The organism is Aeromicrobium sp. CTD01-1L150 (assembly GCF_041951745.1).
Taxonomy (GTDB): Bacteria; Actinomycetota; Actinomycetes; order Propionibacteriales; family Nocardioidaceae; genus Aeromicrobium.
Genome location: NZ_CP169555.1, coordinates 270,370 through 295,586, shown reverse-complemented (window position 1 = coordinate 295,586; position 25,217 = coordinate 270,370). Strand labels below are relative to the sequence as shown.

Genomic DNA, 25,217 nt, shown 5'->3' with positions numbered 1-25,217 from the left:
TCCCCCTCTAGTGGTGATCCGGGCGCTCACGCCGGGCGAGCAGCTCATCCCAGAGGTCACCATCGAGCGTCACCTCGTCGGTGTCGGCGATGTCGCGAAGCTGGACTCGCCGGGATCCGGGCACCCGGCCCCCAGCATCGGTGGTCCGGACGGCGAGGTCGGCCAGTCGTGCGGTCACATCAGCGGGATCGCCGGTGCCGCTCGTCTTGGCCGGGTCCAGTGCGAGGACGAGATGGGCGATGCGCTGCGGTTCGTCCTGCCGCCGGGTGTCGAAGAAGTCCGGCACGTCGGCGGACAGCAGCGGGCCGACGAGTCCTGCCGTCAGAGCCTCCACCATGAAGGCCAGGGCAAATCCCTTCGGACCTCCCAGAGGGGCCAGCATCCCCGTCAGAGCCCGATGCGGGTCGTTGGTCGGCTGACCCTCGGCATCGAGGGCCCAGCCGTCGGGCAGCAGCGTGTCCGTCCGAGCGTGGGCGGCGATCTTGCCGCGTGCGACGGTGGTCAGCGCGAGATCAACGACCGCCGATCCGTCCGGCATCGGAAACCCGGCGGCGATGGGCGAGGTCGACAGCAGCCTTTCGTCACCTCCCCAGGGAGGCAACACCGCGGGCCCGCAGGAGAGCACCAGGCCGGCCAGACCTTCGCGGGCGATCTCGGCCGCATAGACCCCGAGGGCTCCGCAGTGCCCGGAGTCGGCAACAGCAACGCCGGCGATACCGAACCGCCGCGCCCGACTGACCGCCTCGGAGGTCGCGTCGGCTAGCTGCCAGTGGCCCAGCCCGCCCTGTCCGTCCACGGTGAGCAACGGCCCGGTGTCGGTGACGGTCCTGAGGTCGACGTCAGCGGGATGGCCTCCGGCAGCGATCCGATCGAGATAGACCGGTAGCCGCAACAGACCGTGTGATCCCAGCTCCCACACCTCGGCGACGGTGAGGACGTGGGCCGTCGCCTCCGCTCGGCGCCGCGAGAGTCCCGCCTGCTCGAGAAGTTCGGCGGCGAGGCGACGGGTCTCGGCAACAGTGGTCTTCATCGGCTCTCCTCACGAGGGGTGCTGGTGCGACCCACGTGGCAGTGAGCTGGTCGTCCGGACAGGGTTGCGTCGATGTCGGTGCACAACAGGGACATGATCCTGTCCTGGGCCTGTTCGGTAATACCCGCGATGTGCGGGGTCAGTACGACGTTGTCGAGGTCCTGGAACAGGTCCGGTGCCGATGGCGGCTCGGTGGCGCGGACATCGAGTCCGGCGCCGAGGATACGGCCGCTCGAGAGCGCCGCGTGCAGCGCGGTCTCGTCGACGACCTCTCCGCGTCCGGCGTTCACCACGATGGCCGCAGGCTTCATCCGGGCGAGCAGGCTCTCATCGACCAGGCCGACCGTGTCGGGGGTGGCAGGCAGATGGATGCTCAGCACGTCTGCCGCCGAGACGACCTCGTTCAGCGGCGCGAGGCGCACGCCGATCTCGGCCAGCTCGGCGTCGTCGTGACCGACATAGGGATCGAAGGCCACGACCTCCATGCCGAGTCCGCGCGCCAGACGGGCGGTGGCACGTGCCGTCGCCCCCGCCGACAGCAAGCCCCAGGTGCCGCCCGCAAGCTCCCGCCCTGGGAGCCGGTTCCACTGACCGGCGCGAACGTCGCGATCAAGTGGTACGACACGGCGCGCCACGGCCAGGGCAAGCCCCAGCGTGTGCTCAGCCACGCTCGCCGCGTTGGCACCCAGGGCGGCGACGACGACGATGCCGAGGTCGTCAGCGGCCGCGAGGTCGATGTTGTCCAGACCGACTCCGGCGCGAGCGATCACCTTCAGCTCGGACGACTGCTTCATCAGCTCCGCAGTCATCTGCGTCCGGTTGCGGATGACGACCACGGAACTGGAGCCGACCAGCTCGTCGAGTCGATCCGGGTCGGACCAGGCGTCGGGTTCGCGCAGGACGGTGTGGCGGGCGCTGAGGTCCTCGAACACCGACCCCCAGACGTCCTCGACGATCGCGATCCGGTCGTTCATCGTGCAACCTCCTCGGCCGTGGACGTCTCGGGACGCGGCTGGGCACGTCGTCCGACGGCGCTGATGCAGTTGATGTTCATGGCCAACTCCTTGTGATGCGCTGTGTGTTTCCCGCCGAGGCCGTTGCGCAGGCGTTCCCGCATCGCCACACCTCACGAGCTTTGGTAAGACCTCTGGCCAAACTAGGACAACCGTCGACCGGTTGTCAACGAGGCGGACGGCGAGAGCGCCTCACAAAAAGCCGTCACATACTGCCGGTTATCAGTGGTCTGACCAACTTTGATGGCATACTGGCGTTCGTGGCTACCGTTCCAGAGAAGAGTCCGTGGAAGCGCTTGGGAGAGTCCTCACTCACAGCGCGCATCAAGGACGAGATCATTCGCTGGGTCGAGGCTGAGGGTTTGGCACCGGGAGAACGGCTGCCCGCCGAGCGGCAGATGGCCCAGAGCCTGGGAGTCAGCCGTCCCTCACTTCGTGAAGCGATCCGCACCCTGCAGAGCGAAGGGCGTCTGGTCGTGCGTCACGGTCAGGGCGTCTTCGTCGCCGAGCCCCGGTCCGCCGCGGAACTACGCCGCTCCTTGTCCGAAGCCATGCACAGCACCGAGGAGCTCTTCGCGATGCGGGAGGTGCTCGAGGTGCCCGCCGCGCGATGGGCGGCCGAGGTGCAGAACGTCGCGGCGCTGGAGCGGGTCACACGAGCGCATGACCTCCTGCTCGAGGCGTCGCAGTCCTCGCCTCCTGATTTCGAGGAGCTCCAGCACCTCGACATGGACTTCCACCTGAAGATCGTCCAGGCGTCCGGGAACCGGTTCCTTGAACAGACACAGGGCGTCCTGAACACGATGCTGGCGGAGGGGATGCAGACCACGCTGACGGTGCCCGGTCGGCTGGAGAAGTCCCGGGACGATCATCGTCGGATTCTCGACGCGATCCTGTCCGGCGACGGCGCCGCCGCGGCGCGTGCCGCGCGGCGCCATGTGCGTGGCGCCGCGACGTCGGCGCGTTCGCTCGACGCGTCCGCCAAGGAGTGACCCGGCGGCCGATCCACCGATGAGGCCGGTGCCTGGAGATTGTGGTCTCCCGGCACCGGCCTCGTCGGTTGCAGTGATCCGCCTACGCGCTGCGGTACAGCTTGGTGAGGGTGAACTCACGATGTCCGAGTGCCTCAGCGGCCGTGACCCGGCCGTTGATCGTGCGCTCGACGAGATCGATCAGCCCCTCACCAGCCTCATCGAGGGACTGCCCCGCAGTGAGCAACGGTGAGCAGTCGACATCGATGTGATCGTGCATGCTCTCGGCCGTCTTCGGGTTCGCCGTGATCTTCACGACCGGTTGCACCGGGTTGCCGATGACGTTGCCCTGACCGGTCGGGAACAGGTTCACCACACCCCCGCCGGCCGCCATCAACGTCACGCACTCCGCCGCGGCCGAGGACGTGTCCATGAAATGCAGACCCTGCCGGGAGGGCGCTTCGGCGGGCCCGAGTGCGCCGACCACCGGCTTCGAACCCGTCTTGACGATGTTGCCGAGCGCCTTCTCCTCGATCGTCGAGAGCCCGCCGGCGATGTTGCCCTGCGTGGGCTGCGACCCCAGCAGGTTGGCACCCGTCGACTCGATCATGTCGATGTAGCCGTCATAGAACTCCTGGAATCGCGATCGAACGGCGTCATCGACGCAGCGCTCGGCGATCAGGTGCTCGCCTCCGGTCAGCTCGCTGGTCTCGCCGAAGACCACCGTGCCGCCCTCATCAACCCACCGGTCGATGAGGTAGGCGGTGGCTCGGCAGGACCCCAGGCCCGTCGTGGTGTCGGACTCGCCGTCCTTGGTCGTGATCAGGATCTCGGAACGATCAACGGGTTCGCGCTGGATCTCCGAGGCCGCCTGCAGGTACCGCTGCGCGACCCTGGAAGCCTGTTCGACCACCTTGAGGTCGCCGAATCCCTCGATCGAGAATCCCTGGACCTGCTTGCCACTCTTGGCGATGCCCTCGACGACTCGCTGAGTCCAATTGGGCTCGATGCCGATGACGACGACCGACGCGACGTTCGGGTTGGTGCCGATCCCGATGAGGGTCCGGAACGTCAGCTCCAGATCCTCGCCGAACTGCAGACGCCCGAAGGCATGGGGCAGGGCGAGGGTTCCCGGGACATGTGCGGCGACGCATTCTGCCGCCGCGTTGGACAGATCGTCGACCGGCAGGATCGCGACGTGATTGCGGACGCCGACGGCGCCGTTCTCTCGCCGGAAACCGGTCAGGCCACGCTGTTTTGCCATCGTGCGCTCCTCACGTTGTGGGTGTGGACGTAGTCGCCCCTGGCGATGTCGGTGCTCGCCGTTCCGATCTGCAGCGTGTACTCGGTGACACGGTCGCCGGATGAGACATCCAGCAAGGCCACCTTGTGGCCGAGCGGGACGCTCGACTTCACGGTCACGGACTCCGCCGGCGTGCCGTCCAGGTACCCGACGGCGGCGTCGCCGGGCTCGACATCGCACACAGCGACGGCCACCGCGTCTCCGACGCAATGCGCCAAGAAGTGCGGGTTCTGGCTTGCCATGGTGAACCTCCTTCTCACAGGTCAGTGGTCTGACCTTATGATGAAACTATCACACCACTGCGCACCGTGGCACGGATCGGCGGACAGAGGTATGACCTACTCGGACTAGGGTGAGCGAATGTTGGCCGGAGCCGCGGCCGTCTTCCTGGCGGCGTTCCTCGGTGGGGTCGTGGGCTTCGCCTACGCTCTCGTCGCCTTGCCATTGCTTCTGCTGGTGGGCCTGCCGCTCGAGGAGATCGTCGTCATCAACCTGGTGATCGCACTCGTCACCCGAATCCTCGTGCTGGCCACCCGCTGGCGCGACGTCACCTGGCCCCGGGCGTCCCGAATGGTCGTGGGTGCCTTGCCGGGCACGGCCGCCGGACTGTGGGCGATGGGGCGTGTCACCGAGCAGAACCTGCAGATCGCAGCGGGGCTGGTCGTCCTCCTCGCCGTCGCCGGACTCATCGCGCGGGACCGGTGGGGACGCGGCGAGGCGGTCGGCTCGGGACCTGCCCGGGGCCGACCATCCATGGAATGGGCGGTCGGAACCATGGGGGGCTTCCTCGGGTCCACGACGAGCCTCAACGGCGTCCCCCCGGCTCTCCTGCTCGCCGGTCGGCGAACCAACGCACGCCAGGTTGTTGCCGACTTGGCCGTCTTCTTCGTCGCCGGAAACCTCGGCACATTGGTCCTGCTGGGGATCGGAGGACGGCTGCCGATCGCCGATGTCACGTCGTTCCTGACGTGGTGGCTTCCGGTCGCCCTGGCCGGCACCTGGTTGGGCGTGCGACTCGGCCCGCTGCTGCCGATGGCGATCTTCCGTCGCCTGACACTGGGCGTCATCGTCGCTTCGGCGCTCATTGGCTTGTTCCAGGGGCTCGTGCACTGACGTTCGTCGCCGTTCGCCGATCCCAACCCTTGCGGCATGGCCGGGTATCAGTTTACCGTCATGGCCAGACCTCTATCCAGTTAGGAGCGGCGAAATGTCATCGACGTCGCTGAGACGCACCGGCCGGACGCATCCGTCCGGCGGTTCGTCAGAAGAGATCAATCCCGAGCGGCCACTGCTGACCGTGGGGGACGTGAAGCTGGGGTATCCCATGAACGGCCAGCTGAACATCGCTGTCGACAACGTCAGCTTCGACGTCTGGTCCGGTGAGAAGATCATGCTTCTCGGGCCCTCCGGCTGCGGGAAGTCGACCTTGCTCAAGTGCGTCGCCGGATTCCTGAGTCCGGTGGCCGGCGAGATCGCGATGCAGGGACGGGAACGGATGGAGCCGGGCCCCGACCGGGCGGTGGTCTTCCAGGAGTTCGACCAGCTGTTCCCGTGGTTCACGGTGCGGGGCAACATCGCCTATCCGCAGGTCGAGAACGGCAGGGACAAGCGCGAAGCGGCTCGTCGAACCGATCAGTACCTCGAGCTGATGAATCTGCAACACGCAGCCGATCGTTATCCCTATCAGCTCTCCGGCGGCATGAAGCAGCGCGTGGCGATCGCCCGCGCCCTGGCCCTGGATCCCGCGATCCTCCTCATGGACGAGCCCTTCGGGGCTCTCGACGCCCAGACGCGCTCTCGTCTGCAGGCCGAGATGCACGCTGTGACGAAGCAGACCGGAGTGACGGTGGTCTTCGTGACGCACAGCATCCAGGAGGCCGTCTACCTCGGTGACCGCGTGGTCGTCCTCGGCCAGCCGCCCTCGCGGGTCGTCGAGATCATGGACGTCCAGGGAATCGAGGACCCTGACGATGCCGCGTTCACCGAGGCGCTGCATCACCTGCGGTCGCTGCTCGGCCATGACGACACGAAGATCGCGTTCGAGTGAGGTAGCGATGTCCCAAGAGACCATCAACCAGCCAGTGACGACGACGATGGAGATCCCCAAGCACATGCGCGAGGGGAAGGGAGTGTGGGGGCGCCTGCCCGTCGTCCCCCGGCGGGTCGCCCTCCTGGTGTTCTTCGTCCTGATCTGGCAGCTCTACATCACGCTGTTCAGCCCCGACTCCCTGCTCATATCCAGCCCGTTCGAGGTGCTGCGCACCATCGTCACAGGGTTCGGCGACGGCGCGCTGCTCAGCGCGACAGTGACGACGCTACGCATCCTGCTGACCGCGATGCTGATCGGGATGGTTGTCGCCGCGGTGCTGACGACGTTGGCCACCTGGACGCGGATCGGCGACGATCTGCTCGTCCTCCTGACGTCGATGCTCAATCCCCTGCCGGCCATCGCGCTGCTGCCGCTCGCCATCCTGTGGTTCGGGCTCAACACGACCTCGCTGACCATCGTGATCGCCAACTCCGTGGTGTGGCCGATCGCCCTCAACGTCAGCATGGGCTTCAAGACGGTCAATCCCACGTTGATCTCGGTGGGGCGCAACATGGGAATGAGCGGCTGGCGGATGGTCCGCAACGTGCTCATCCCCGCGGCCCTGCCCCACACGCTCACCGGGTTGAAGACCGGTTGGGCCTTTGGATGGCGCACCATCATCGCTGCCGAGCTCGTCTTCGGTGTCGCCGGTGGCGGCGGGGGCCTCGGCTTCTACATCAACGACGCACGGTACTTCCTGAGGACTCCCGAGATCTTCGCCGGCCTGATCACGATCGCGATCATCGGCATCCTGCTCGAGTCTCTCTTCAGCTGGGTCGAGCGGCGGACCGTGATCCGCTGGGGCATGAAGAGCTCGGCCTGAAACCACGTATCCCTGGAGCTCTCATGTTTGGTTCTTTTCGGCACAGGCCCGTTCGCCGGGCGATGTCCTCTCTCGTCGCCGCAACCGTCACGGCCTCGTTGGCGTCCTGCGCCCTCGGCGCCTCCGGCGACGGCGTCTGCGACGAAGCCTCCTCGGTCACCATCGCCTACCAGCCGGGTCTGGGCTATGCCAATCTCCTGCTGGTCCAGGCCAACGAAGACCTGGAGGAGGCCCTGCCGGACATCGACATCACCTGGCGTGAGCTCAACTCCGGCGCCGCGATCCGCGACGGCACGCTCGCGGGCGAGATCCAGGTGGCGGCCGGCGGCGCCGGTCCCTTCATCATCGGTCGGGGCGCGGGCATGCAGTGGAAGATGATCTCCGCGCTGAACTCCATGAACCTGCAGCTCATGACGATGGATCCGGGCATCCGGTCCCTCGAGCAGCTCCAGGGCGACGGCAGCATCGCCATGCCCGGCCCGGACTCGATCCAGTCGATCGTGTTGCGCAAGGCCGCCCAGGACGAGCTGGGCGATCCACGCGCACTGGACAGCCAGATCATCGCGATGGGGCATCCCGACGGGATGCAGGCACTCATCGCGGGTCAGCTCGATGCGCACCTGACGGCACCGCCGTTTCAGCAGCAGGAAGCTGGCCAAGGGGCACACGCGCTGGTGGACAGCTATGACGTGTTCGACGGTCCGCACACCTTCAACGGGGTCTACGCGATGGAGGATTTCGTTGAGTGCAACCCCGATGTGGCTCCCGCGCTGATCGAGGCGCTCGAGGCCGCCAACGAGGAGATCGCGACGGATCCGGACTCGGCCGCAGGGAAGTTGACCGGCGCGATCGGCGACATGGACGCAGCCGAGATCTCCGCGGAGCTGACGACCGAAGGCACCGAGTTCACCACCGGGCCGATCGGTCTCGGCCTCTTCGCCTCGTTCATGGAGGAGACCGGCCTGATCCGTGAGCGACTGACCACCGAGGATCTGTTCTTCGAGAACGACGCCACTGAAGGAGGAACCTGATGCCGAAGCGCGACAGCGGGTCGATCAGCCGTCATCGTCTGTCCGAGGCCCCGGGCGAAACGTACACCCGGACCATTCTTGAGCCGAGCTACCAGTTCATGCTCAAGAACTACTTCGAGGGGCTGCTCGAGACCCATGAGGCCTGGATCGTCATGCTCGCCGAGCAGGGGATCGTCACGCCTGAGGCGGCCACGAAGGTCGCCGATGGACTGGCGACGATGCGGCAGGAGGGCAACGAGCGCTTCGTCGAGTTCGACTCGCGGTACGAGTACTTCTACTCCCACCTGGAGCAGCGGCTGACCGAGCTGGTCGGTCCGGAGGTCGCCGGTGACATCAACATCGCCCGCACGAGGCCCGAGCCGCTCACGCGGCTCGCGGTGCGCACCAGGACGGCCCGCGTCGTCGATCGTCTGCTGGACCTGGTCGAGACGATGCTGCGCATCGCCGAGGCCGAGAAGGACTCGGTGATGCCGCAGTGGACCCATCTCCAACCGGCGCAGCCGAGCACGGTCGGCCACTACCTCGCGGGGGTGGCCGACGCGCTGCTGCGCGACGCCGGCCGCCTCCAGGCGGCGTATGCGACGACGAATCGATCGACACTGGGCTGTGGCGCGCTGGCCGGCACGTCCTATCCGATCGACAGAGACCGGGTCGCCGCCCTGCTCGGCTTCGACGGCGTCCGTGAGAACAGCATCGACGCGGTCGGGTCGGGTGACTACGCCACCGAGACCGCGGCTGCGCTGGGCGGAGTGGGCACCAACCTCAGCCGGCTGAGCACTGACCTGTACCTGTGGTGCACGGTGGAGTTCGGCTTCGCGGAGATCGGCGACTCCTACGCAGGATCGAGCTCGATGATGCCGCAGAAGAAGAACGCCTACCCCTTCGAGTACGTCCGGGCCCGCGCGGCCCGTGCGGTCAGTGACATGTCGGGCGTCTTCATGGTGCTGCACAACACCACCTTCGGCGACATCAAGGATGTCGAGGAGGAGATGGTGCCGCCCGTCTTGCGCCTGCTGGATGAGACCGCGGTCTCACTGGAGCTGCTGGCCGGCAGCATCGACTCGCTTCAGTTCCACCGCGAATCCATGGCAAAAGCGGCCGCTGCGGGGTTCTCCACGGCCACCGAGCTGGCTGCGGTCATCCACCGCACCACGGACCTCGACTTCCGCTCGGCGCACAAGGTCGTCGGCACCCTGGTCAGACTCGCGGTGGAACGGGAAATCGCTCCAGAGGAGGTCGGCGCCGCCCTGGTGGACGAGGCCGCCGACCTCACGCTGGGGCATCAGCTGGGCATGAGCGACGAGGACGTCAGCCGGAGTCTCGACGCCCGATCGTTCGTGGCCGCTCACCGGGTCGAAGGCGGGGCCGCTCCCGAGATGGTGTCGGCCAACGTGTCCCATGCCCGAGAGCGGGCGATGGCCGTACGCACGTGGCTGGACGCGTCTCGCACGCAGGTGCACAGCAGTGACGCCGAGCGTCAGAACGCGATACGCCGGCTGGCCGAATGAGCCGGGCCAGAGCGAGGAAGGCCATGAATGCTGCAGAGGCCGGCGGCCAAGCAGAACCACTGAACGTCCGAGTTCATCGATCGTCCGATGAGGCCGCGAGCAGTTTCACCGTCGAGCGGATCGTGCCGATGACGGTGTTGGACGTGCTCTTGGCGATCCAGCGTGAGCACGACCATTCGATCGGTTTCCGGTTCTCCTGTCGCGTCGCGATGTGCGGCACCTGCACGGTGCGCGTCAACGGGCGATCTGTCCTTGCATGCCAACGCATCGTCGAGCCGGTCGAGCGCAACATCGCCATCGCACCGGCCGCCGGCATGCCGGTGATCAGGGATCTGATCGTCGACACGACGCCCTTCTGGGAGCAATGGCAACGCGTCATCCCCTACGTCAGTCCGGAGGACGGAGAACTCGACGAACCCGCAGTCGTGGCGCCCGACTCGCCGGAACGCCAAGCCATCGATCCCGCGCTCGACTGCATCCAGTGCGGCGCCTGCTACTCCAGCTGCGGCTTCGCAGGCGATGACGGACAGTTCATCGGTCCCGCCGCTCTCAACCGGGCCTATGCCCTCATCAGCGACTCACGCGACGATGCCGGACAGGAACGTCTGGACATCATCGCCGGCCAGGACGGCGTCGGACGCTGCCACTTCATGTACGGCTGCACGGGCGTCTGCCCGAAGGGCCTGGACCCGGCGCGAGCCATTCGCGCCGCTCGTACCGGGAGGTTGAAGGACCGATGAACGACGCTGATGTTCAACAGATCGAGGTGGACGTCGCGATCGTCGGCAGCGGAGGTGCCGGACTGATGTGCGCCCTGCATGCGCACACAGCCAATCCGGAGCTGTCCATCGCCGTGGTCAGCAAGGGCGCCGTGGGACGTTCCGGATGCACGCGGATGGTCCAGGGTGGATACAACGCTGTGCTCAACGAGGACGACTCGCTCGATGCGCACTTCAGCGACACGCTCGAAGGGGGCAAGTACCTCAACGACCAGGAGCTGGCTCGGACGTTGGTCCATGACGCCCCGCGAGTCATCCACGAGCTGGAGACCCGCGTCGGCTGCTTCTTCGACCGCAATCCGGACGGCACCATCAAGCAGAAGGCCTTCGCAGGGCAGACCTTCGATCGTACCGTCCACCGAGGTGACCTCACGGGCATCGAGATCATGTCCCGACTGCGCGACCAGATGTTCCGGATCGGCGTCCGCGAGCTGGAGGACACCCGCGCCCTGGAGATCCTCCGCGGCCGGGACGGTAGCTGTGCCGGCCTGATCTGCCTCGACGTCCAGACCGGCGAGTTCGTCCTGGTGCGGGCACCGGTCGTCGTCGTGGCAACCGGTGGTGCCGCCACGATGTTCAAGATCGCTGCGCCGGCCAGGGAGAAGACCGGTGACGGTGTGGCCATGCTGATGCGCGCGGGGTTGCCGGTGCGAGACATGGAGATGATGCAGTTCCATCCCACCGGTCTGCTGGCCGGTGAGTCCCGGATGACCGGGGCGGTGCTGGAGGAAGGGCTGCGAGGGGCGGGAGCCCATCTGTACAACGCCGACGGCGAGCGGTACATGAAGCGGTATGACCCTGAGCGCATGGAGCGCTCGACCCGCGATGTCGTATCGCGGTCCAGCTACCTGGAGATCATGGCCGGTCGCGGCACGCCCGAGGGCGGTGTCCTGATCGACATCTCCCACCTGGGCCGGGCCGAGGTCGAGCGACGCTTCCCGGGCATGGTCGAACGCACCCGGCTGATCGGCTCCGATCTCGCGACCCGTGCGGTCAACGTCTCTCCGACAGCACATTTCCACATGGGCGGCGCGATCATCGACCGCGACTGCGTCACGGAGATCGAAGGCCTTCTGGTTGCCGGCGAGGACGCCGGCGGCGTGCATGGGGCCAATCGCCTCGGCGGCAACGGCGTGGCCGAGTCGACGGTCTACGGCGCCCGGGCCGGTGACACCGCAGCTCAGCTGGTGGCCGAGCGTGGCGCACCCCCGGAACCCGACGACGACCAGGTGCGACAGGCCATCGAGACCGCTCTGGCACCGATCGACCGCGCGAACGGTCCGGACCCCTTCAGCATCACCCGCCGTCTCAAGGAGGCGATGTGGGTGGGATGTGGTGTGGTGCGCAGTCCCGACGGCCTGGCCGAGACCGCGTCGACACTCGATGAGCTGAGCGATGAGCTGGAGGCCGTGAGCGTCCCCGACGTCCACGCCTTCAACCCGGCATGGCACGAGGCTCTCGATCTGCGGAACCAGCTGCTGGTCGCCCGCGCCGTGGTCTCCGGCGCCACGCTTCGCACCGAGACCCGGGGAGCGCATGCCCGTTCGGATCATCCGACGGCGCGGGACGAGGAGTGGCTCAAGTACCTGGTGCTGCGTCTGAACGGCGAGGCGTTCGACCTGACCGAGGTCCCGGTCGAGTTCAGTCACGCCGCTCCGGCGAAGCAGGTGGTGGAGTCATGAGCTTCGCTCAGTTCATGTTCATGGTGGGCTTCATGCTGGTCGCCGTGGCGATCGTCGCCGTCACGGCAGTGATGTATCAGCGCGCTCGCGTCCTCGACGGCGGGGGCAACCCCACGGTGTCGAACATGTCCGGTCTCGGTGGCATGCAGTCCTCGCTGACCGAGGCAAATCGATGGGCCACGTACCTGCACCGCATCACCGGCGTGGCCGTCCTGCTCTTCCTGCTGTTGCACCTCATCGACGTGTCCCTGTTCGTCTGGTCGGTTCCGGTGTACGACTCCGTCCATGAGCTCTACGGCACGACCGTGATGCGGATCTTCGAGTGCGGTCTTCTCTTCGCTCTGTGCTTCCACGCCTTCAACGGCCTACGGCTGATCGCGATCGATGTCTGGGACATCGGCATGACAGGAGCTCTCCGGCTCCTGTGGCTCACGATGTTGGTCAGCGTCGCGCTGACCCTCGGAGGAAGTGTGGTGATCCTGTGGCCAGTCCTGATGTGACCGTCGAGCGCGGCGGAGCGCCATCGCGCCGGCGCCGCGCCAAGGTCCGTAGACCGGCGAGAGCCAACTACGTGCTGATCCGCGGCACAGGAGTTCTCCTCGTGGTGCTGGCGTTGGGGCACTTCGCCCTGACGCACATCATCACCGATGTCGCGGACACCGGTTCGGACTTCATCGCGCGCCGGTGGGCCAGCATCGGCTGGGTCGCGTGGGACGGAGCGCTCCTGCTTGCCGCGCTCGCCCACAGTGCCGCAGGCCTGGCGGCCCTGGTCCGCGACTATGCGCCGACCCGCGCGCGCATGGCCTATGCGCTCATCCTGGGAGTGCTGGCGGCGTTCTTCTGTCTGGGTCTGGCGACGCTGGTGGTTCATCAGGTCCGCTAGGGCACGGGCCCGAGCACTCCAGGCACCTCGGTGCACCGACCAGGACCCGCGCCGACTCGAGCGAGGCGGCGCGGGCCCTGTACTTCCGACCCCACCGGGCTTTCGACCCACCGGGCGGGGTGGGGGTGGCCTCAGGTCTTGCGTGCGTAGGCCCGCATCGTCAGCGAACCGAAGACCACGATCAGCGCGGCCGACATGACGAGCACGGTAACGATGGCCCCGACGTCACTCTGGCCCACCATGAGCCCGCGCACGGCGTTGACGAGGTGGGAGATCGGGTTCTGCTCGACGGCAGGCTGCAACCAGCCAGGCATGGTCTCGATGGGCACGAAGACGTTGGACAGGAACGTCATCGGGAACATCACCATCATGCTGACCCCCATGACCGCGTTGGGCGTGCGCAGCTTGAGGCCGAGCAGCGTCCAGATCCAGCTCACGCTGAAGCAGAAGACCAGCAGCAGCGCCACCGCGGCGATGACTCCCGTGACCCCGCCCGGCGGCCGGTAGCCCATGATCATCGTGACGGCGAGGATGACGGCCGAGGCCATCGTGTACCTCAGCGTGTCCCCCAGCAGGGCGCCCACCATGAGCGAGGGCCGCCACACCGGCAGCGAGCGGATGCGGTCGAAGACGCCCTTCTCGATGTCGTTGTTGATCGTCATGGCGGTGTACATCGTGATCATGACGACGGTCTGTACGAGGATGCCCGGCGCGAGGTAGTCCCGATAGGCATCGGTGGACCCTGAGATCGCTCCACCGAAGATGTAGGTGAACATCAGCGTGAACAGGATCGGGAACATCGTGACGTCGAGCAGCTGCTCGGGCACGTGCTTGATCTTGAGCAGGGCGCGGTGCGCAAAGGTCAGCGACGACGAGAGGGCCGACGCGGGCTCGGGACGCTCACCGGACCCGAGGGCCTCGGCGACCTTGGCGTCGAGAGCGACGGGGGTCTTGGTATCGACAGTCATGCGATCTCCTGCTCGGTCTCGTCGGTGACGGGCTCGCCGGTGAGGGCGAGGAACACCTCGTCCAGGCTGGGCTGGCCGAGGGAGAACTCGCCGACGTCGATGCCCTCTGCAGAAAGCCGGACGAGCGCGTCGGGCACTGCGGCCGGATCGTCGATGCGCAGGCTCAGCGCGTAGGGGTCGGACTCCCGCACGACCTCGGCCCGCAGCGCCTGGCCCAGGACGTCGGCGGCACGCTCTCGCTCGGCCGGGTCGCCGAGGCGCACGTGCACGGCACCGGAGCCGACGGAGGCCTTGAGCTCACCGCTGGTGCCCTCGGCGATGACACGCCCGTGGTCGATGACGGCGATGCGGTCGGCCAGCTGGTCGGCCTCGTCGAGGTACTGGGTTGTCAGCAGGATCGTGGTGCCGGCCGTCACGAGCGCTCGCACGATGTCCCACACCTGGTTGCGGCTACGGGGGTCCAGGCCGGTGGTGGGCTCGTCGAGGAACATCAGCTCGGGCCGCACGACGATGCTGCCGGCGATGTCGATGCGTCGCCGCATGCCGCCGGAGTACTTCTTGACCTGCCGGCCAGCGGCGTCCTCGAGACCGAAGGCATCGAGCAGCTGCATCGCACGCTCACGCACCGCGGCCCCCTTGAAGCCGTAGAGACGGGCCAGCATCTGCAGGTTCTCCAGGCCGGTCAGGTCCTCATCGAGGGAGGCGAACTGTCCGGTCATCGCCACCTTGGAGCGGACGGCGCCCGCCTCGGCGACGACGTCGTGCCCGAGGACGGTGGCCTGTCCACCGTCGGGGCGCAGGAGCGTGGCGAGCATGCGGATGGCGGTGGTCTTGCCGGCGCCGTTGGGGCCGAGGACGCCGTAGACGCCTCCGCTGGGGACGGCGAGATCGACGCCGTCGACAGCCCGGTTGTTGCCGAAGACCTTGACCAGGCCTTCGGTGGAGATTGCGAGATCGTTCATGACAAGCACCCTACTCTCGTGTTCCAACTAGGAACAAATCATTTTTCTTGGGCGCCGGCATGCCGGAGGACACTGGGCGCGAGGCGGCCCACGATGGCCGGCGCCTCGTGCACGAGGGCCTCGTCTGCCAGCGCCTCGACCATGAACAGGGCGAAGTCGATGCGCCGCGTCAGGTTGCTCTCCAGGACCGGGTCACCGATGTGTCGGCTCCACGCCGGCAGACCCTGGCTCTCACCCTCTTCCAGGTCACTGCCTCGCACGACGGTCCAGCGCCGGTCGCTGGCGAAGATGCGTCGGCAGGCCTCCACCTGATCGTCGACCTCCACCAGGCGCAGTGCCCGCGCCACCTTGGACATGAGCCACACCATCACCCGGAACCGCCTGGAGTACACGTCCCGACCGTCGCGCGAGATGTGCCAGCCGCACGAGAAGACCAGACGGGCATCCGGCTCGGCGAGGTCGAGGACGGCCTGCGCGGTCCCGGAGGAGTACTGCCGCACACCCCACGGCACCAGGACGACGAGCACCCCGTCGCACCCTGCGGCCGCGCGGGCGATCACGTCACGGTCGTCGGTGGGCCCGGGCACGATGGCGATGCGCCCGGCGTAGGCCTCGAGCTTGTGCACGCTCTTCTCCCGACACACCCCCACCACGTCGTACCCGCGCTCCAGGGCGAGCCGGACCAGGTACCGCCCCAGCTTGCCGGAGGCCCCGACGATGCAGACCTTCTGGACCGGCTCCGTGTCGTTCGAGCCCATGACGACTCCCGCCTCCCCCGCGTCGCGCCTTACGACGTAAGGGAGCGTAGGCTTACAACGTAAGGACGTCAACCCGAGGAGGATCCGTGCCCCGAGCCGGCACCGGCCGCCGAAGCCCCCTGCGTCGCGAACGCGTCGTCGTCGCCGCCGTGCAGATCGCCGACGAGCACGGCGTCACGGGCGTCACGATGCGCGCTGTCGCCGCACGCCTCGGGGTCGAGGCGATGTCGCTGTACCACCACGTCTCCGGCCGAGACGACGTCCTCGACGGCATGATCGACACGGTCCTCGCCGAGGTCGACCTCCCGGCATCCGGTGAGCCGTGGCGGGAGGCGATGCGCGCACGCGCCACCTCCACCCGCGCCGCCCTCAGCCGTCACCCGTGGGCCGTCGGACTGCTCGACTCGCGCAGCACCCCGGGGCCCGCCACGCTTCGGCACCACGACGCCGTGCTCGGCATCCTGCGCGAGGCCCGGTTCTCCGTCCGCGGGGCCGTCCGTGCCTTCTCCATCGTCGACAGCTATCTGTACGGCTACGTTCTGCAGGAGCTGAACCTGCCGTTCAGCGACGCAGAGCAGATGGACGACGTCGCCCGCGGGCTCCTGCACGACCAGGTCGCCGATACCTACCCGCACCTTGCCGAGGTCGTGTCCAGCCAGACGTTCATGTCCGCGTGGGACGCCGACACGGAGTTCGAGGCCGGACTCACCCTCGTCCTCGACGCCCTGGAGCCCGACGGGTCCTGAGCCGACGCAGGGCGATGGATCACGGTAGTCATGGCAACCCGACATCATCATCGTGCGTGCCCGCCGGGCCCAACACGCAGCGACACCGTCCCGCGGACGGTGAGTTCTCGCTCAGGCCTCCGGCGGCATGAGCACCGCGTCGATCAGGTAGACCGTCGCGTTGGCGGTCTTGACGCCACCGCAGACGACGTTGGCATCGTCTGCGCCGACGGTCAGCGTCTCGGGATCGCCCCTGACCTCGACCTCGTCGCCCTCCCGTGTGGTGTGGGTGCCGACGATCTCATCAGGAGAGAGCTGACCCTCGATGACGTGGTAGGTCAGGACCGACTCCAGGGTCCCGGCGCCCTCGGGGGTGCCGAGCGTATCGACGGTGTCCTCCGGCAATGCCGCGAACGCATCGTCGACCGGCGCGAACACGGTGAACTCGCCCTCGTCGAGAGTCTCGGTCAGGTCAACCTCGGAGTTGAGCTCGCCGCTGACGGCCTGCGCGAACGTCGTGAGCAGCGCGTTGCCGGAGACGGCCGTGGCGAGGGGCTCCTGCGCCATGGCCTCGACCGAGGCGGGGCCCTCCGGGTTCTCGGCGACGTAGTCGGCACAGCCGGGCCCGACCAGGTCGGCACTCGCGTCGTCGTCCGCAGCGTCCTCGGTGGCCGAGTCCTCCGCGGAGGAGTCATCGTCGCTCGAGCTGCAGGCGACGCTGAACATGGCCAGGGACGTGACCGCCGCGATGGCCAGGGACTTGCCGGTCTTCGTCGTACGCATCTTCTTCTCCTTTGATTGAGACTGTTCTACCCGACGCGGAGCCGGACGGGATGCCAGCAGGTCGTGTCATCGGGCACGGTCCTTCCACGGGACGTCAGTCACCGCCGTCGAACAGGCCGCCGTCGAGCAGCCAGTGGTACCGCAACCGCAGCGCGCGTTCGGTGCTGGCCACCAGCGTGGCCACCAGGAGGGCGACGTTGAGGGCTGCGGGAAGCTGGACGGGTGAGGTGAAGGAACCAATGGTGCGGGCCACCGGTGGGATCTGGGAGATCTCCTGCACGACCTGGGGGAGACCGATGGCCACGGCGACGACGAGCACAGCCATGGAGGCGGCCCCGACGACGCGGCTCAGGACCGGGCGTCGGCGCGCCAGGTGCAGGCGACGGCCCTCGGCCGTGGCAGGGTCCGGCTCGAGCTGACGCTCCAGGCCCTCGGAGCTCACGTAGTGGCAGCGTCGCAACCCGAAGGTGCTCGCGACGACCTCCACCGTGCCGCCGGACACCGGGAACGTGGCCGGCAGCTTGGACCGGGCATGGTGTCGACCATCGCGGTACAGGTGCGCCCGCACCTCACCGTCGTCGTCCCCCCAGAGCCGAACGTCCACCGACCACGTCTCCTGCGTTCCGTCGCCTCCGGGGAGCCGGAGGTGGAAGAGGGTGCGTGACAACAGCTGCCACCACCGGTACCGCTTCAGGGCGTGACCGTCTCCGGGCTTGACCCGACGGGCGGCGCGTCGAGCATTCCAGTCCGAGAACACGCCGGCCACCCTACTGACGCGACCCGTGGCCGGAGCCGACGACGGCGGCCGCCGAACGCGCGCCGAGCCGGGGCAGCAAATTACTCACGAGAAGATCTACCGCGGTGACCAGCCCGTTCCTAGGCTGACTCGTATGAGCGAGCGCGAGCGAGCGGCCCGACACGGCAGACAGTCACGGTCCCACGGTGGGTCCGTCGAGGACGTGATCGCATGAATGCGGCCGAGGGAGTCTCGTTCCCCACCGACAGCACCTCTTCGGCTGCCCGCACCATCCTCGCCGACGCGCTGCGCAAGGCCGACCCCGTCGGGGCACGTGCCGTGGAGCACGAGACCGCCTGGCGTCGCGAGTACCTCACCCACTTCCGCCGGGCCGTGGAGGCCGGTATCGGTGACCCGGGAGCCGCCCACTCCATCGCCGACGACGGCCTGGCGTCGATGCGCCACCTCATGCGCTTCAGGGACGTACCGCTGTCCGACGCCATCGACACCTCGGCCCTGCAGCAGGTCTTCCACACGACCTCGACGTCCGGGACGCAGGAGCCGGAGACCGAGCTCACGCTCCCCTACCGCGGCGAGAGGCTCCGCGGCCGCCAGGTCGTCGACCAGCTCGCTGACTGGCACGATCGCGGCGTCATCACGGCCTCGTGCGTCGAGGCGGTGACGCGCGTCCTGGACCACCCTGAGTGGTTGCGACTCGACGGCGACGTCGTCGTGGTGCTCGGCGCCGGCGCCGAGATGGGGCCCTACCGGGCGCTGCAGCGCTGGGGCGCGGAGGTCGCGGCGATCGACCTGCCCGACGCCGGCGTCCAGGGCCGGGTCCGCGACGTCGCCGCCTCGGGCGCCGGCACGGTCCACGTCCCGTCGCGCATCGTCACCGACGCCGACTCCGACATCGGCGCAGACCTGGTGCGAGAGCTCCCCGCCGTCGCCCACTGGCTCGGCTCCTTCCAGGGTCGCCTCGTGCTCGGCAACTACTGCTACGCCGACGGCAGACAGCACGTACAGGTCTCCGCGGCCGCCGACGCACTGGCGGCCCACCTGCTCGACCACCGGCCCGACACGGCACTGGCCTACCTCGCCACCCCCACCGACGTGTTCGCCGTCCCGCACGAGGAGGTCGACGTCTCGGAGGTGGCCTACTCCAAGGGACGGGCGGGCCGCACTCTTCGCAGCGCGGTGCGCATGGCCAGCCGGGGGCGTCTCCTGCAGCGCAACTACCCACCGGGAGCCGACCCCGGCCTGTGCGATGCGCTCGTGCCGCAGCAAGGACCCAACTACGCGCTCGCCAAGCGGCTGCAGCGGTGGCGGGCGACGTCCGCGCGGCACTCCGGGACGACCGTCTCGATGAACGTCGCCCCGTCCACCCGGACCCGGTCGGTCCTGAAGAACCGGGCACTGGCCGCGGCGTACGCCGGGGCACACCGCTTCGGGGTGGAGGTCTTCGACCCGGCGACGTCCAACACGCTCATGGCGGCGCTGCTGGTGCACGACCTACGGGCCGACGTCCCCGCGCAGGCCGAGCCGTGGCAGGACGAGGCCCACGCCGCCGCCCACGGCGGACTGTGGACCACGGCCTACCACCCGCGCAGCGCCCTCGGCCTGGCCGCCGTCCTCGGTCTGGGCTCCCTGCGCGGCTGAGAACCCGGCGCCGTGGCACCTCACCGTTCACCGCTACCGGGTCGGTAGTCTGAACGCGGCCCGATCATCGCGCGCTCTTCGATCTCGCACTGCACCTACACCGACGACAACGGCGACGACCAAGTCGCCAGAAGCAGCGTCGAGCTCACGATCCTCGAGGGTGCGTCGGTCGACGGACCCAGCGAGGCGACCGTCGACGAGCTGGCAGCCGGCGTGACCCTGCAGTTCTCGGGATTCGCATCGGGCGCGAACCTGACCGGTGAGATCTACTACTTCAACCCCGACAGCGGTGAGCGGGAGCAGATCGGCGACTTCTCCGCCACGCTCGGCGCCGACGGCACCGGCGAGGGGACGCTGACCATCACCGGCGCCTCCCCGGACGACCAGTTCCAGCTCGCCGTGAGCGGCGGGGAGTCCAACGTCAACCACTACATCACCGCGACCGCCGGCAGCGGCGGCAGCGGCGGTGACGACGCAGACGAGGCGTCGACCAGCCAGGCTCCGCGTGCCCCCGAGAGGGTCGACACGGGCCGCTGAGGCTCAGCTCCACACACGAAGGCCCCGGAACACCGAACGGTGTTCCGGGGCCTTCGTGTGGTCAGGGCGCGGACGTCACCGGCGTGCACGCCTGGTGCGCTCCAGCGATCAGTCGTGGAAGGTGACAGCCGCCGACAGCGGGACGCGCGTGGTCCGGTAGGAGTTCGTCGGGTGCGTCTGCTCGGCGTGGCCGAACGCGATGCCGCAGACGATGCGACGGTCGTCGTCGAGCCCGAACCACTCACGCAGGAACTCAGAACGCATCGCCAGCGCCGCCTGGGCACAGGTGCCCAAACCCAGAGATTGGGCCGCCAGCAGGAACGACTGCACGTAGAGCCCGCAGTCCAGCACGCCATAGGTGCCCAACGACGCCGACGTGCTGATGATCGCGACGTGGGGCGCACCGAAGAACTCGAAGTTGCGCATCATCTGCTCGGCGGACCCGGCGCGATCGCCCTTCTCGACGCCCACCGCCTCGTACAGCTGCCACCCCGACTCGCGGCGACGCTCTGCGTAGACACCCTCGTAGGAGGCAGGGAACTCGATGTCCGGGCCGAACCGCTCGTCGGCGGCCATCGCCTCCCGCAGCCGCACCGTCGCGTCCCCGGACGTCACCTCGACGTGCCACGGCTGGGTGTTGCACCACGACGGCGACCGGCCCGCCATGGTCAGCAGCCGCTCCAGCACCTCCGGTGCGACAGGCTCCTCGGTGTAGCCCCGGCAGCTCCAGCGTTCCTCCAGCAGACGCTGGAGCACACTCTCGGCAGCCCCAGTGTCGTCTGCGGCCCCCGGCCCCGCACCCCCGCCAGTGTCGTCTGCGGCCCCCGGCCCCGCACCCCCGCCGGGCGTGCTCATCGGCCCTCGAACGTCGCAGGGCGCTTGGCGAGGAACGCCGTCACACCCTCGTGGAAGTCATCCGTCGACCCGAGGCGCTCCTGGCCGTCCAGCTCACGCTGGAGCGTCTCGTCGATCCCCGCGAGCGTCACCGCGTTGAGTGCCGCCTTGGTCTCGGCGTAGGCAGCCGTGGGCCCGCTCGCGAGCCGCTTCACGAGGGCCACGACACCGTCGGGGTACTCCTCATCCGCAAGACACGCCTCGATGAGGCCCGCCTCGGCAGCCTCGGCCGCCGGCAGGCGCTCCCCCAGCATCGCCATACGGTTCGCACGGGCCCGGCCCAACGATGCTGCCACCAGCTGCGTACCCCCTCCGTCCGGCATCAGGCCGATGTTGATGAACGCCTGCAGGAAGTAGGCCGACTCGTGCGCCACCGTGAAGTCCGCCGCCAGCGCGACCGAGGCGCTGATACCGGCGGCAGGACCATTGACGGCTGCGACCACCGGACGCGGTGTGCTGAGCATCGCCCGGACCAGCCTGTTGCCGCCCTCCTGGGTCCCACCCTCCTTGACCCGGTTCAGGTCGGCGCCCGCACCGAAGGCTCGTCCCGAGCCGGTGATCACGATGACGCGCGCCTGCGTCTGCTCCACCGCGTCGGCCGCGGCATGGAGCATGGGCCCGTCCACCGCGTTCATGACCTCGGGCCGGTTGACCGTGATCGTGAGAACGTCGTCCTCCGTGCGGAACAGCATCTCCTCGCTCATGGGATCACGTGCTCCTTGTTCACTCGCTGGGGATACCGCCCCGCACACAGCGAAGCGGAGTGCTCGGGCGAGTACGCGCTCATGTACGCCTCCATTGTCCGAGCAGGACGTTGACGGCCGCGATGAGCGCGACCGGCTGATCGAGCATGACATGGTGTCCGGCGTCGGGAATGGTCGTCACCGGGACGCCGCCGCCCAGCTCACGGGCGACGGCCGCCGTGATGTCCCGCGTCGCCATGCCTCGCTCCCCACGCAGCAGAGCCACCGGACAGACCGCCTCGGCGAGGGCCGAGGTCTCCATCCGGGTACTGAGGAAGATGCGCGGATCGAACCGCCACGACCAGCCACCCTCGACCTCGACGATCGACTCCGCGGCAATGTGGTCACGCACGAAGTCCAGCGTGGCATCATCCTCGGGCAAGGTGCGGAACCGCTTCAGGATCGCCTCCTGCGTGGGATGCACCTTGTGCGGCGGAAGGTGCGGGCTGGAGTCCAGCCAGGCACGAGCCTCCGGTGACATCTGACGAACCGGGGAGTCGATCGCGACGACACCCGCCAGCTGTGAGCCGTGGTCGCGGGCAGCGGTCAGCGCGACGAACCCACCCATGCTGTGCCCGATGACGATGGGCGGCACGTCAGACTCGGCCCGCGCCACGGCCACCACCTCACTCGCCCAACGCTCCAACGAGTAGCCGCCGGTGTGACTGCTCAAGCCGTGACCGGTCAGGTCGATGGCGAGGACGCGGTGCCGATCCGGACCTTCCGGCCCCGCACCCCCGCCAGTGTCATCTGCGGCCCCCGGCCCCGCACCTCCGCCGGTGTCATCTGCGGCCCCCGGCCCCGCACCCCCGCCAGTGAGGTGCGGGCCCACGTGGTCCCACCAGCCGCCGTGCGCCGCGCCGCCATGGACCAGCACGACGGGAGGATCGCCCGGCCTCCCCCACGCGCGGTAGGCCACCGACGCACCGTCGACCTCCCGGGTGAGACGCGCCGGCTCCTCGGCGATCGCCTCGTCGAACCATGTCGGCGTGTCCACGTGCGACCTCCTGCAACCGTCTAGAAACCGTCAACCTTGACTGTTTCACGTTCCACCCCGCACGATAGCGAGGAACCACCCACCATGACGAGAGGTACCACATGAGCGAGCGCCAGCGAGCGAACCATCCGGCACGTCTCATGCGGGCACGGTCCTACCGTGGGCTTTCTGAGGACGTGACCGCATGAGCCTGGCCGGAACGACCATGATCATGTCCGGCGGCAGCCGCGGCATCGGCGAGGCAATCGCCCTCAAGGCAGCCGCCGACGGAGCCAACGTCGCGCTCCTGGCCAAGACCACCGAGCCGCACCCGAACCTCCCCGGCACCATCCACACCGCGGCGCAGGCCATCGAGGCAGCCGGCGGCCGCGCCCTGCCACTCGTCGGCGACATCCGAGACGACGCGTTCGTCGAGGACGCCGTCGCCCGGACGGCGGAGCACTTCGGCGGCATCGACATCGTGGTGAACAACGCCAGCGCCATCGACCTGTCCCGCACCGAGGACGTCTCGATGAAGAAGTACGACCTCATGAACGACATCAACTGCCGCGGATCGTTCCTCCTCAGCAAGACGGCCATCCCCTGGCTGCGCCAGTCCGGCAACCCGCACATCCTGACGCTGAGCCCACCGCTGGAGCTGGACCCCAAGTGGCACACCACGTTCACGGCGTACACGATCGCGAAGTTCGGGATGAGCCTGGTGACGCTCGGCCTCTCCGGAGAGCTGCGCGAGGACGGCATCGCGGCGAACTCGCTGTGGCCGCGCACCGCGATCGACACCGCCGCCGTGCGCAACGTCGTGGGGCCGGGCATGGCGGCGAGCTCGCGGACGCCGCAGATCATGGCCGACGCCGCCCACGTCATCCTCACCAAGAGCTCGCGCGAGGTCACCGGACAGTTCTTCATCGACGACGACGTGCTCGCCGACGCTGGTGTCACCGACTTCTCCGGCTACCTCAACGGTGGTCGGGAGGAGGACCTCGCGCTGGACTTCTGGGTCGAGCCCAAGGGACCGCACGACCCGAACCTCACCCTCGGCCGATAGCGCAGCGGGGAGTCAGCCGACCGGGCGCGCGGTGACCTCGGCACCCACCTCGATGGTGCGGCTCACCGTGCACAGCCGGTCGTGAGACTTGGCGATCGCGTCGGCCAGCACGGCCCGTGCCCGCTCACCCGCCTCGTCGTCACCGAAGTCGACGCCGAAGTCCAGGGAAAGCTCGGTGAGCCGGTTGCCGTGCTCGTCGCGCACCTTGCGACCCGCCGAGCCCACCACGAACGACTCCGGCTCGGCGCGCTTGGACACGATGTGGTCGACGTCGACGGCGCTGCACCCGGCGAGGGCCGCGAGGAGCAGCTCCACCGGCGTGAAGTCGGCGTCGTCGCCCTCGCCGATCGTGATCGTGCCGCCACGGACGTTGGTGGCGCGATAGTGGCCGAGCGCCGTGCGCTCGAGGTCGATGCTGCGGTGGTCCTCACTCATGGGTCCATCCTGCCCCGTCACCTGACGTTGAGCACCTACCCCGGCCTTCTCTTGCCCACCCCGGTTGGCAAGCCGGGGTGAGCAGCAAGAAACCGGGGTGAGTCACCTGAGTCCCAGGAACTCATGGGAATCAGGAGGACTGCTCGTCCGGTGCGACCTGCGGGACAGGCTCCTCGCGAGCGGCACGCTCGACCTTGGCGTGGTAGCGGACGCCGAGCTTGCCACTGCCGATGGCGACCGGGAGTGTCAGCAGAACGACGATGCCCACGGTCACGGCTCCCCACAGCAGCACGTCGTCGCGTCCGATGGCCAGCTCGGGGAACGACGGGCGTGAACGCAGCGCGTACTGGGCATCGACCACGACGGCCAGACCGGCCCCGACCAGGCCGGAGACCAGCACGAGGATCCAGACGGCCACACCCTGTCGACCACCGTCGAAGCGCACGAGGCGGCCGGCCACGTAGGAACCCGCGTAGACACCGAGCAGCAGCAGGACCGAGCCACTGATCGCGGCAGCGAGCGCCGTGGCCTCACCGATCCTCACCCCGCCGCGCGTCGGGTCCTGGATCACGCCCGCGGCCAGTGCGACGGCGGCCACGAGTGCGCCGACCAGAGCCATGACACCGAGAGCGCCCAGCCAGCCGAAGAACGCCGCACCGACGCTGATCCCGCCATACTCCTGGCGCTGCCGCTCCTCGGGTGTCAGCGGACCGGCCGGTGCGGACGGCACGTCAAGCGCCTCCCCGGTGTAGATGCGCTCGGTGCGCTCGTCCCAGTCGTCGGCGGGGAAGGTGCTGGTCGGGGCGGTGTCGGTACTCATGCGATCACGTCCTCAAAAAGACCACCGTAGGAACGTGATCGCA

28 protein-coding genes are annotated in these 25,217 nt (G+C 68.4%); 14 read left to right on the top strand and 14 right to left on the bottom strand.

Annotation, left to right across the window (positions count from 1 at the left end):
• Positions 1-7 precede the first annotated feature (7 nt).
• Positions 8-1,030, bottom strand: coding sequence for an Ldh family oxidoreductase (locus ACEVFP_RS01440; protein WP_375001568.1), 1,023 nt, complete (start codon positions 1,028-1,030; stop codon positions 8-10).
• Positions 1,027-2,004, bottom strand: a complete 978-nt coding sequence (locus ACEVFP_RS01435; protein WP_375001567.1) for an NAD(P)-dependent oxidoreductase — start codon at positions 2,002-2,004, stop codon at positions 1,027-1,029. Before ACEVFP_RS01435 ends, ACEVFP_RS01440 begins: the two co-directional genes overlap by 4 nt.
• 104 nt (positions 2,005-2,108) lie before the next feature.
• On the opposite strand from ACEVFP_RS01435, the gene ACEVFP_RS01430 reads away from it, so the two are divergent.
• Complete coding sequence (locus ACEVFP_RS01430) at positions 2,109-3,035, top strand: FadR/GntR family transcriptional regulator (protein ID WP_375001566.1); 927 nt, start codon at positions 2,109-2,111, stop codon at positions 3,033-3,035.
• An 82-nt stretch (positions 3,036-3,117) separates the two neighbouring features.
• Here ACEVFP_RS01430 and ACEVFP_RS01425 read toward each other — a convergent pair whose 3' ends face one another.
• A complete protein-coding gene (locus tag ACEVFP_RS01425; protein WP_375001565.1) occupies positions 3,118-4,278 on the bottom strand; it encodes a UxaA family hydrolase in 1,161 nt (386 codons plus the stop codon).
• The gene (locus ACEVFP_RS01420) at positions 4,257-4,559 is read right to left on the bottom strand and encodes a UxaA family hydrolase (protein WP_375001564.1); all 303 of its coding nucleotides are present in this window, start codon (positions 4,557-4,559) and stop codon (positions 4,257-4,259) included. Before ACEVFP_RS01420 ends, ACEVFP_RS01425 begins: the two co-directional genes overlap by 22 nt.
• 118 nt (positions 4,560-4,677) lie before the next feature.
• On the opposite strand from ACEVFP_RS01420, the gene ACEVFP_RS01415 reads away from it, so the two are divergent.
• From ACEVFP_RS01415 to ACEVFP_RS01375, 9 genes are all read left to right on the top strand, one after another.
• Positions 4,678-5,430, top strand: coding sequence for a sulfite exporter TauE/SafE family protein (locus ACEVFP_RS01415; protein WP_375001563.1), 753 nt, complete (start codon positions 4,678-4,680; stop codon positions 5,428-5,430).
• A gap of 94 nt (positions 5,431-5,524) precedes the next feature.
• Positions 5,525-6,364 carry an ABC transporter ATP-binding protein gene (locus ACEVFP_RS01410; RefSeq protein WP_375001562.1) on the top strand — a complete coding sequence of 280 codons (840 nt, stop codon included), beginning with the start codon at positions 5,525-5,527 and terminating at the stop codon, positions 6,362-6,364.
• A 7-nt stretch (positions 6,365-6,371) separates the two neighbouring features.
• Positions 6,372-7,229, top strand: coding sequence for an ABC transporter permease (locus ACEVFP_RS01405; RefSeq protein ID WP_375001561.1), 858 nt, complete (start codon positions 6,372-6,374; stop codon positions 7,227-7,229).
• Between the two features lie 62 nt (positions 7,230-7,291).
• Positions 7,292-8,260: an ABC transporter substrate-binding protein gene (locus ACEVFP_RS01400; RefSeq protein WP_375001560.1), complete on the top strand. Its 969-nt coding sequence runs from the start codon at positions 7,292-7,294 to the stop codon at positions 8,258-8,260.
• Positions 8,260-9,768 carry an argininosuccinate lyase gene (gene argH, locus ACEVFP_RS01395; protein WP_375001559.1) on the top strand — a complete coding sequence of 503 codons (1,509 nt, stop codon included), beginning with the start codon at positions 8,260-8,262 and terminating at the stop codon, positions 9,766-9,768. The genes ACEVFP_RS01400 and argH overlap by 1 nt, the downstream gene beginning before the upstream one ends.
• Entirely contained in the window at positions 9,765-10,508 is a 744-nt protein-coding gene (locus ACEVFP_RS01390) for a succinate dehydrogenase/fumarate reductase iron-sulfur subunit (RefSeq protein ID WP_375001558.1), read from the top strand. Before argH ends, ACEVFP_RS01390 begins: the two co-directional genes overlap by 4 nt.
• On the top strand, positions 10,505-12,229 hold the full coding sequence (locus ACEVFP_RS01385) for an FAD-binding protein (protein WP_375001557.1): 1,725 nt from the start codon (positions 10,505-10,507) through the stop codon (positions 12,227-12,229). Before ACEVFP_RS01390 ends, ACEVFP_RS01385 begins: the two co-directional genes overlap by 4 nt.
• Entirely contained in the window at positions 12,226-12,729 is a 504-nt protein-coding gene (gene sdhC / locus ACEVFP_RS01380) for a succinate dehydrogenase, cytochrome b556 subunit (protein WP_375001556.1), read from the top strand. Before ACEVFP_RS01385 ends, sdhC begins: the two co-directional genes overlap by 4 nt.
• Entirely contained in the window at positions 12,711-13,112 is a 402-nt protein-coding gene (locus tag ACEVFP_RS01375) for a hypothetical protein (protein WP_375001555.1), read from the top strand. Before sdhC ends, ACEVFP_RS01375 begins: the two co-directional genes overlap by 19 nt.
• A gap of 131 nt (positions 13,113-13,243) precedes the next feature.
• Here the strand turns inward: ACEVFP_RS01375 and ACEVFP_RS01370 are convergent, their stop codons facing one another.
• The 3 genes from ACEVFP_RS01370 to ACEVFP_RS01360 are packed head-to-tail and all read right to left on the bottom strand — an operon-like array spanning position 13,244 to position 15,800.
• A complete protein-coding gene (locus ACEVFP_RS01370; RefSeq protein WP_375001554.1) occupies positions 13,244-14,080 on the bottom strand; it encodes an ABC transporter permease in 837 nt (278 codons plus the stop codon).
• Positions 14,077-15,042: an ATP-binding cassette domain-containing protein gene (locus ACEVFP_RS01365; RefSeq protein ID WP_375001553.1), complete on the bottom strand. Its 966-nt coding sequence runs from the start codon at positions 15,040-15,042 to the stop codon at positions 14,077-14,079. The genes ACEVFP_RS01370 and ACEVFP_RS01365 overlap by 4 nt, the downstream gene beginning before the upstream one ends.
• A gap of 38 nt (positions 15,043-15,080) precedes the next feature.
• The gene (locus ACEVFP_RS01360) at positions 15,081-15,800 is read right to left on the bottom strand and encodes an NAD(P)-dependent oxidoreductase (protein ID WP_375001552.1); all 720 of its coding nucleotides are present in this window, start codon (positions 15,798-15,800) and stop codon (positions 15,081-15,083) included.
• An 86-nt stretch (positions 15,801-15,886) separates the two neighbouring features.
• Between ACEVFP_RS01360 and ACEVFP_RS01355 the strand changes: the two genes are divergently transcribed.
• Positions 15,887-16,546, top strand: a complete 660-nt coding sequence (locus ACEVFP_RS01355) for a TetR/AcrR family transcriptional regulator C-terminal domain-containing protein (RefSeq protein WP_375001551.1) — start codon at positions 15,887-15,889, stop codon at positions 16,544-16,546.
• A 111-nt stretch (positions 16,547-16,657) separates the two neighbouring features.
• Here the strand turns inward: ACEVFP_RS01355 and ACEVFP_RS01350 are convergent, their stop codons facing one another.
• Together ACEVFP_RS01350 and ACEVFP_RS01345 are read right to left on the bottom strand one after the other, a co-directional pair.
• Positions 16,658-17,308, bottom strand: coding sequence for a fasciclin domain-containing protein (locus ACEVFP_RS01350; protein WP_375001550.1), 651 nt, complete (start codon positions 17,306-17,308; stop codon positions 16,658-16,660).
• Between the two features lie 94 nt (positions 17,309-17,402).
• Positions 17,403-18,065 (bottom strand): hypothetical protein, encoded by a 663-nt coding sequence (locus tag ACEVFP_RS01345; RefSeq protein ID WP_375001549.1) that lies wholly within the window; start codon positions 18,063-18,065, stop codon positions 17,403-17,405.
• Positions 18,066-18,275: 210 nt separating this feature from the next.
• Here ACEVFP_RS01345 and ACEVFP_RS01340 point away from each other — a divergent pair, with 210 nt between their 5' ends.
• Positions 18,276-19,703: a hypothetical protein gene (locus ACEVFP_RS01340; RefSeq protein WP_375001548.1), complete on the top strand. Its 1,428-nt coding sequence runs from the start codon at positions 18,276-18,278 to the stop codon at positions 19,701-19,703.
• 213 nt (positions 19,704-19,916) lie between these two features.
• Complete coding sequence (locus tag ACEVFP_RS01335; protein ID WP_375001547.1) at positions 19,917-20,240, top strand: hypothetical protein; 324 nt, start codon at positions 19,917-19,919, stop codon at positions 20,238-20,240.
• Between the two features lie 108 nt (positions 20,241-20,348).
• Here the strand turns inward: ACEVFP_RS01335 and ACEVFP_RS01330 are convergent, their stop codons facing one another.
• The 3 genes from ACEVFP_RS01330 to ACEVFP_RS01320 form a co-directional block, all read right to left on the bottom strand.
• A complete protein-coding gene (locus ACEVFP_RS01330; RefSeq protein WP_375001546.1) occupies positions 20,349-21,095 on the bottom strand; it encodes a nitroreductase in 747 nt (248 codons plus the stop codon).
• Positions 21,092-21,838 (bottom strand): enoyl-CoA hydratase-related protein, encoded by a 747-nt coding sequence (locus tag ACEVFP_RS01325; protein WP_375001545.1) that lies wholly within the window; start codon positions 21,836-21,838, stop codon positions 21,092-21,094. Before ACEVFP_RS01325 ends, ACEVFP_RS01330 begins: the two co-directional genes overlap by 4 nt.
• Positions 21,839-21,917: 79 nt before the next feature.
• Positions 21,918-22,874, bottom strand: a complete 957-nt coding sequence (locus tag ACEVFP_RS01320) for an alpha/beta fold hydrolase (protein WP_375001544.1) — start codon at positions 22,872-22,874, stop codon at positions 21,918-21,920.
• Between the two features lie 184 nt (positions 22,875-23,058).
• Here ACEVFP_RS01320 and ACEVFP_RS01315 point away from each other — a divergent pair, with 184 nt between their 5' ends.
• Complete coding sequence (locus ACEVFP_RS01315) at positions 23,059-23,919, top strand: SDR family oxidoreductase (RefSeq protein WP_375001543.1); 861 nt, start codon at positions 23,059-23,061, stop codon at positions 23,917-23,919.
• A 12-nt stretch (positions 23,920-23,931) separates the two neighbouring features.
• Here the strand turns inward: ACEVFP_RS01315 and ACEVFP_RS01310 are convergent, their stop codons facing one another.
• Both ACEVFP_RS01310 and ACEVFP_RS01305 read right to left on the bottom strand, forming a co-directional pair.
• Positions 23,932-24,354 (bottom strand): OsmC family protein, encoded by a 423-nt coding sequence (locus ACEVFP_RS01310; RefSeq protein ID WP_375001542.1) that lies wholly within the window; start codon positions 24,352-24,354, stop codon positions 23,932-23,934.
• A gap of 130 nt (positions 24,355-24,484) precedes the next feature.
• On the bottom strand, positions 24,485-25,174 hold the full coding sequence (locus ACEVFP_RS01305; protein ID WP_375001541.1) for a hypothetical protein: 690 nt from the start codon (positions 25,172-25,174) through the stop codon (positions 24,485-24,487).
• Positions 25,175-25,217: the final 43 nt, after the last annotated feature.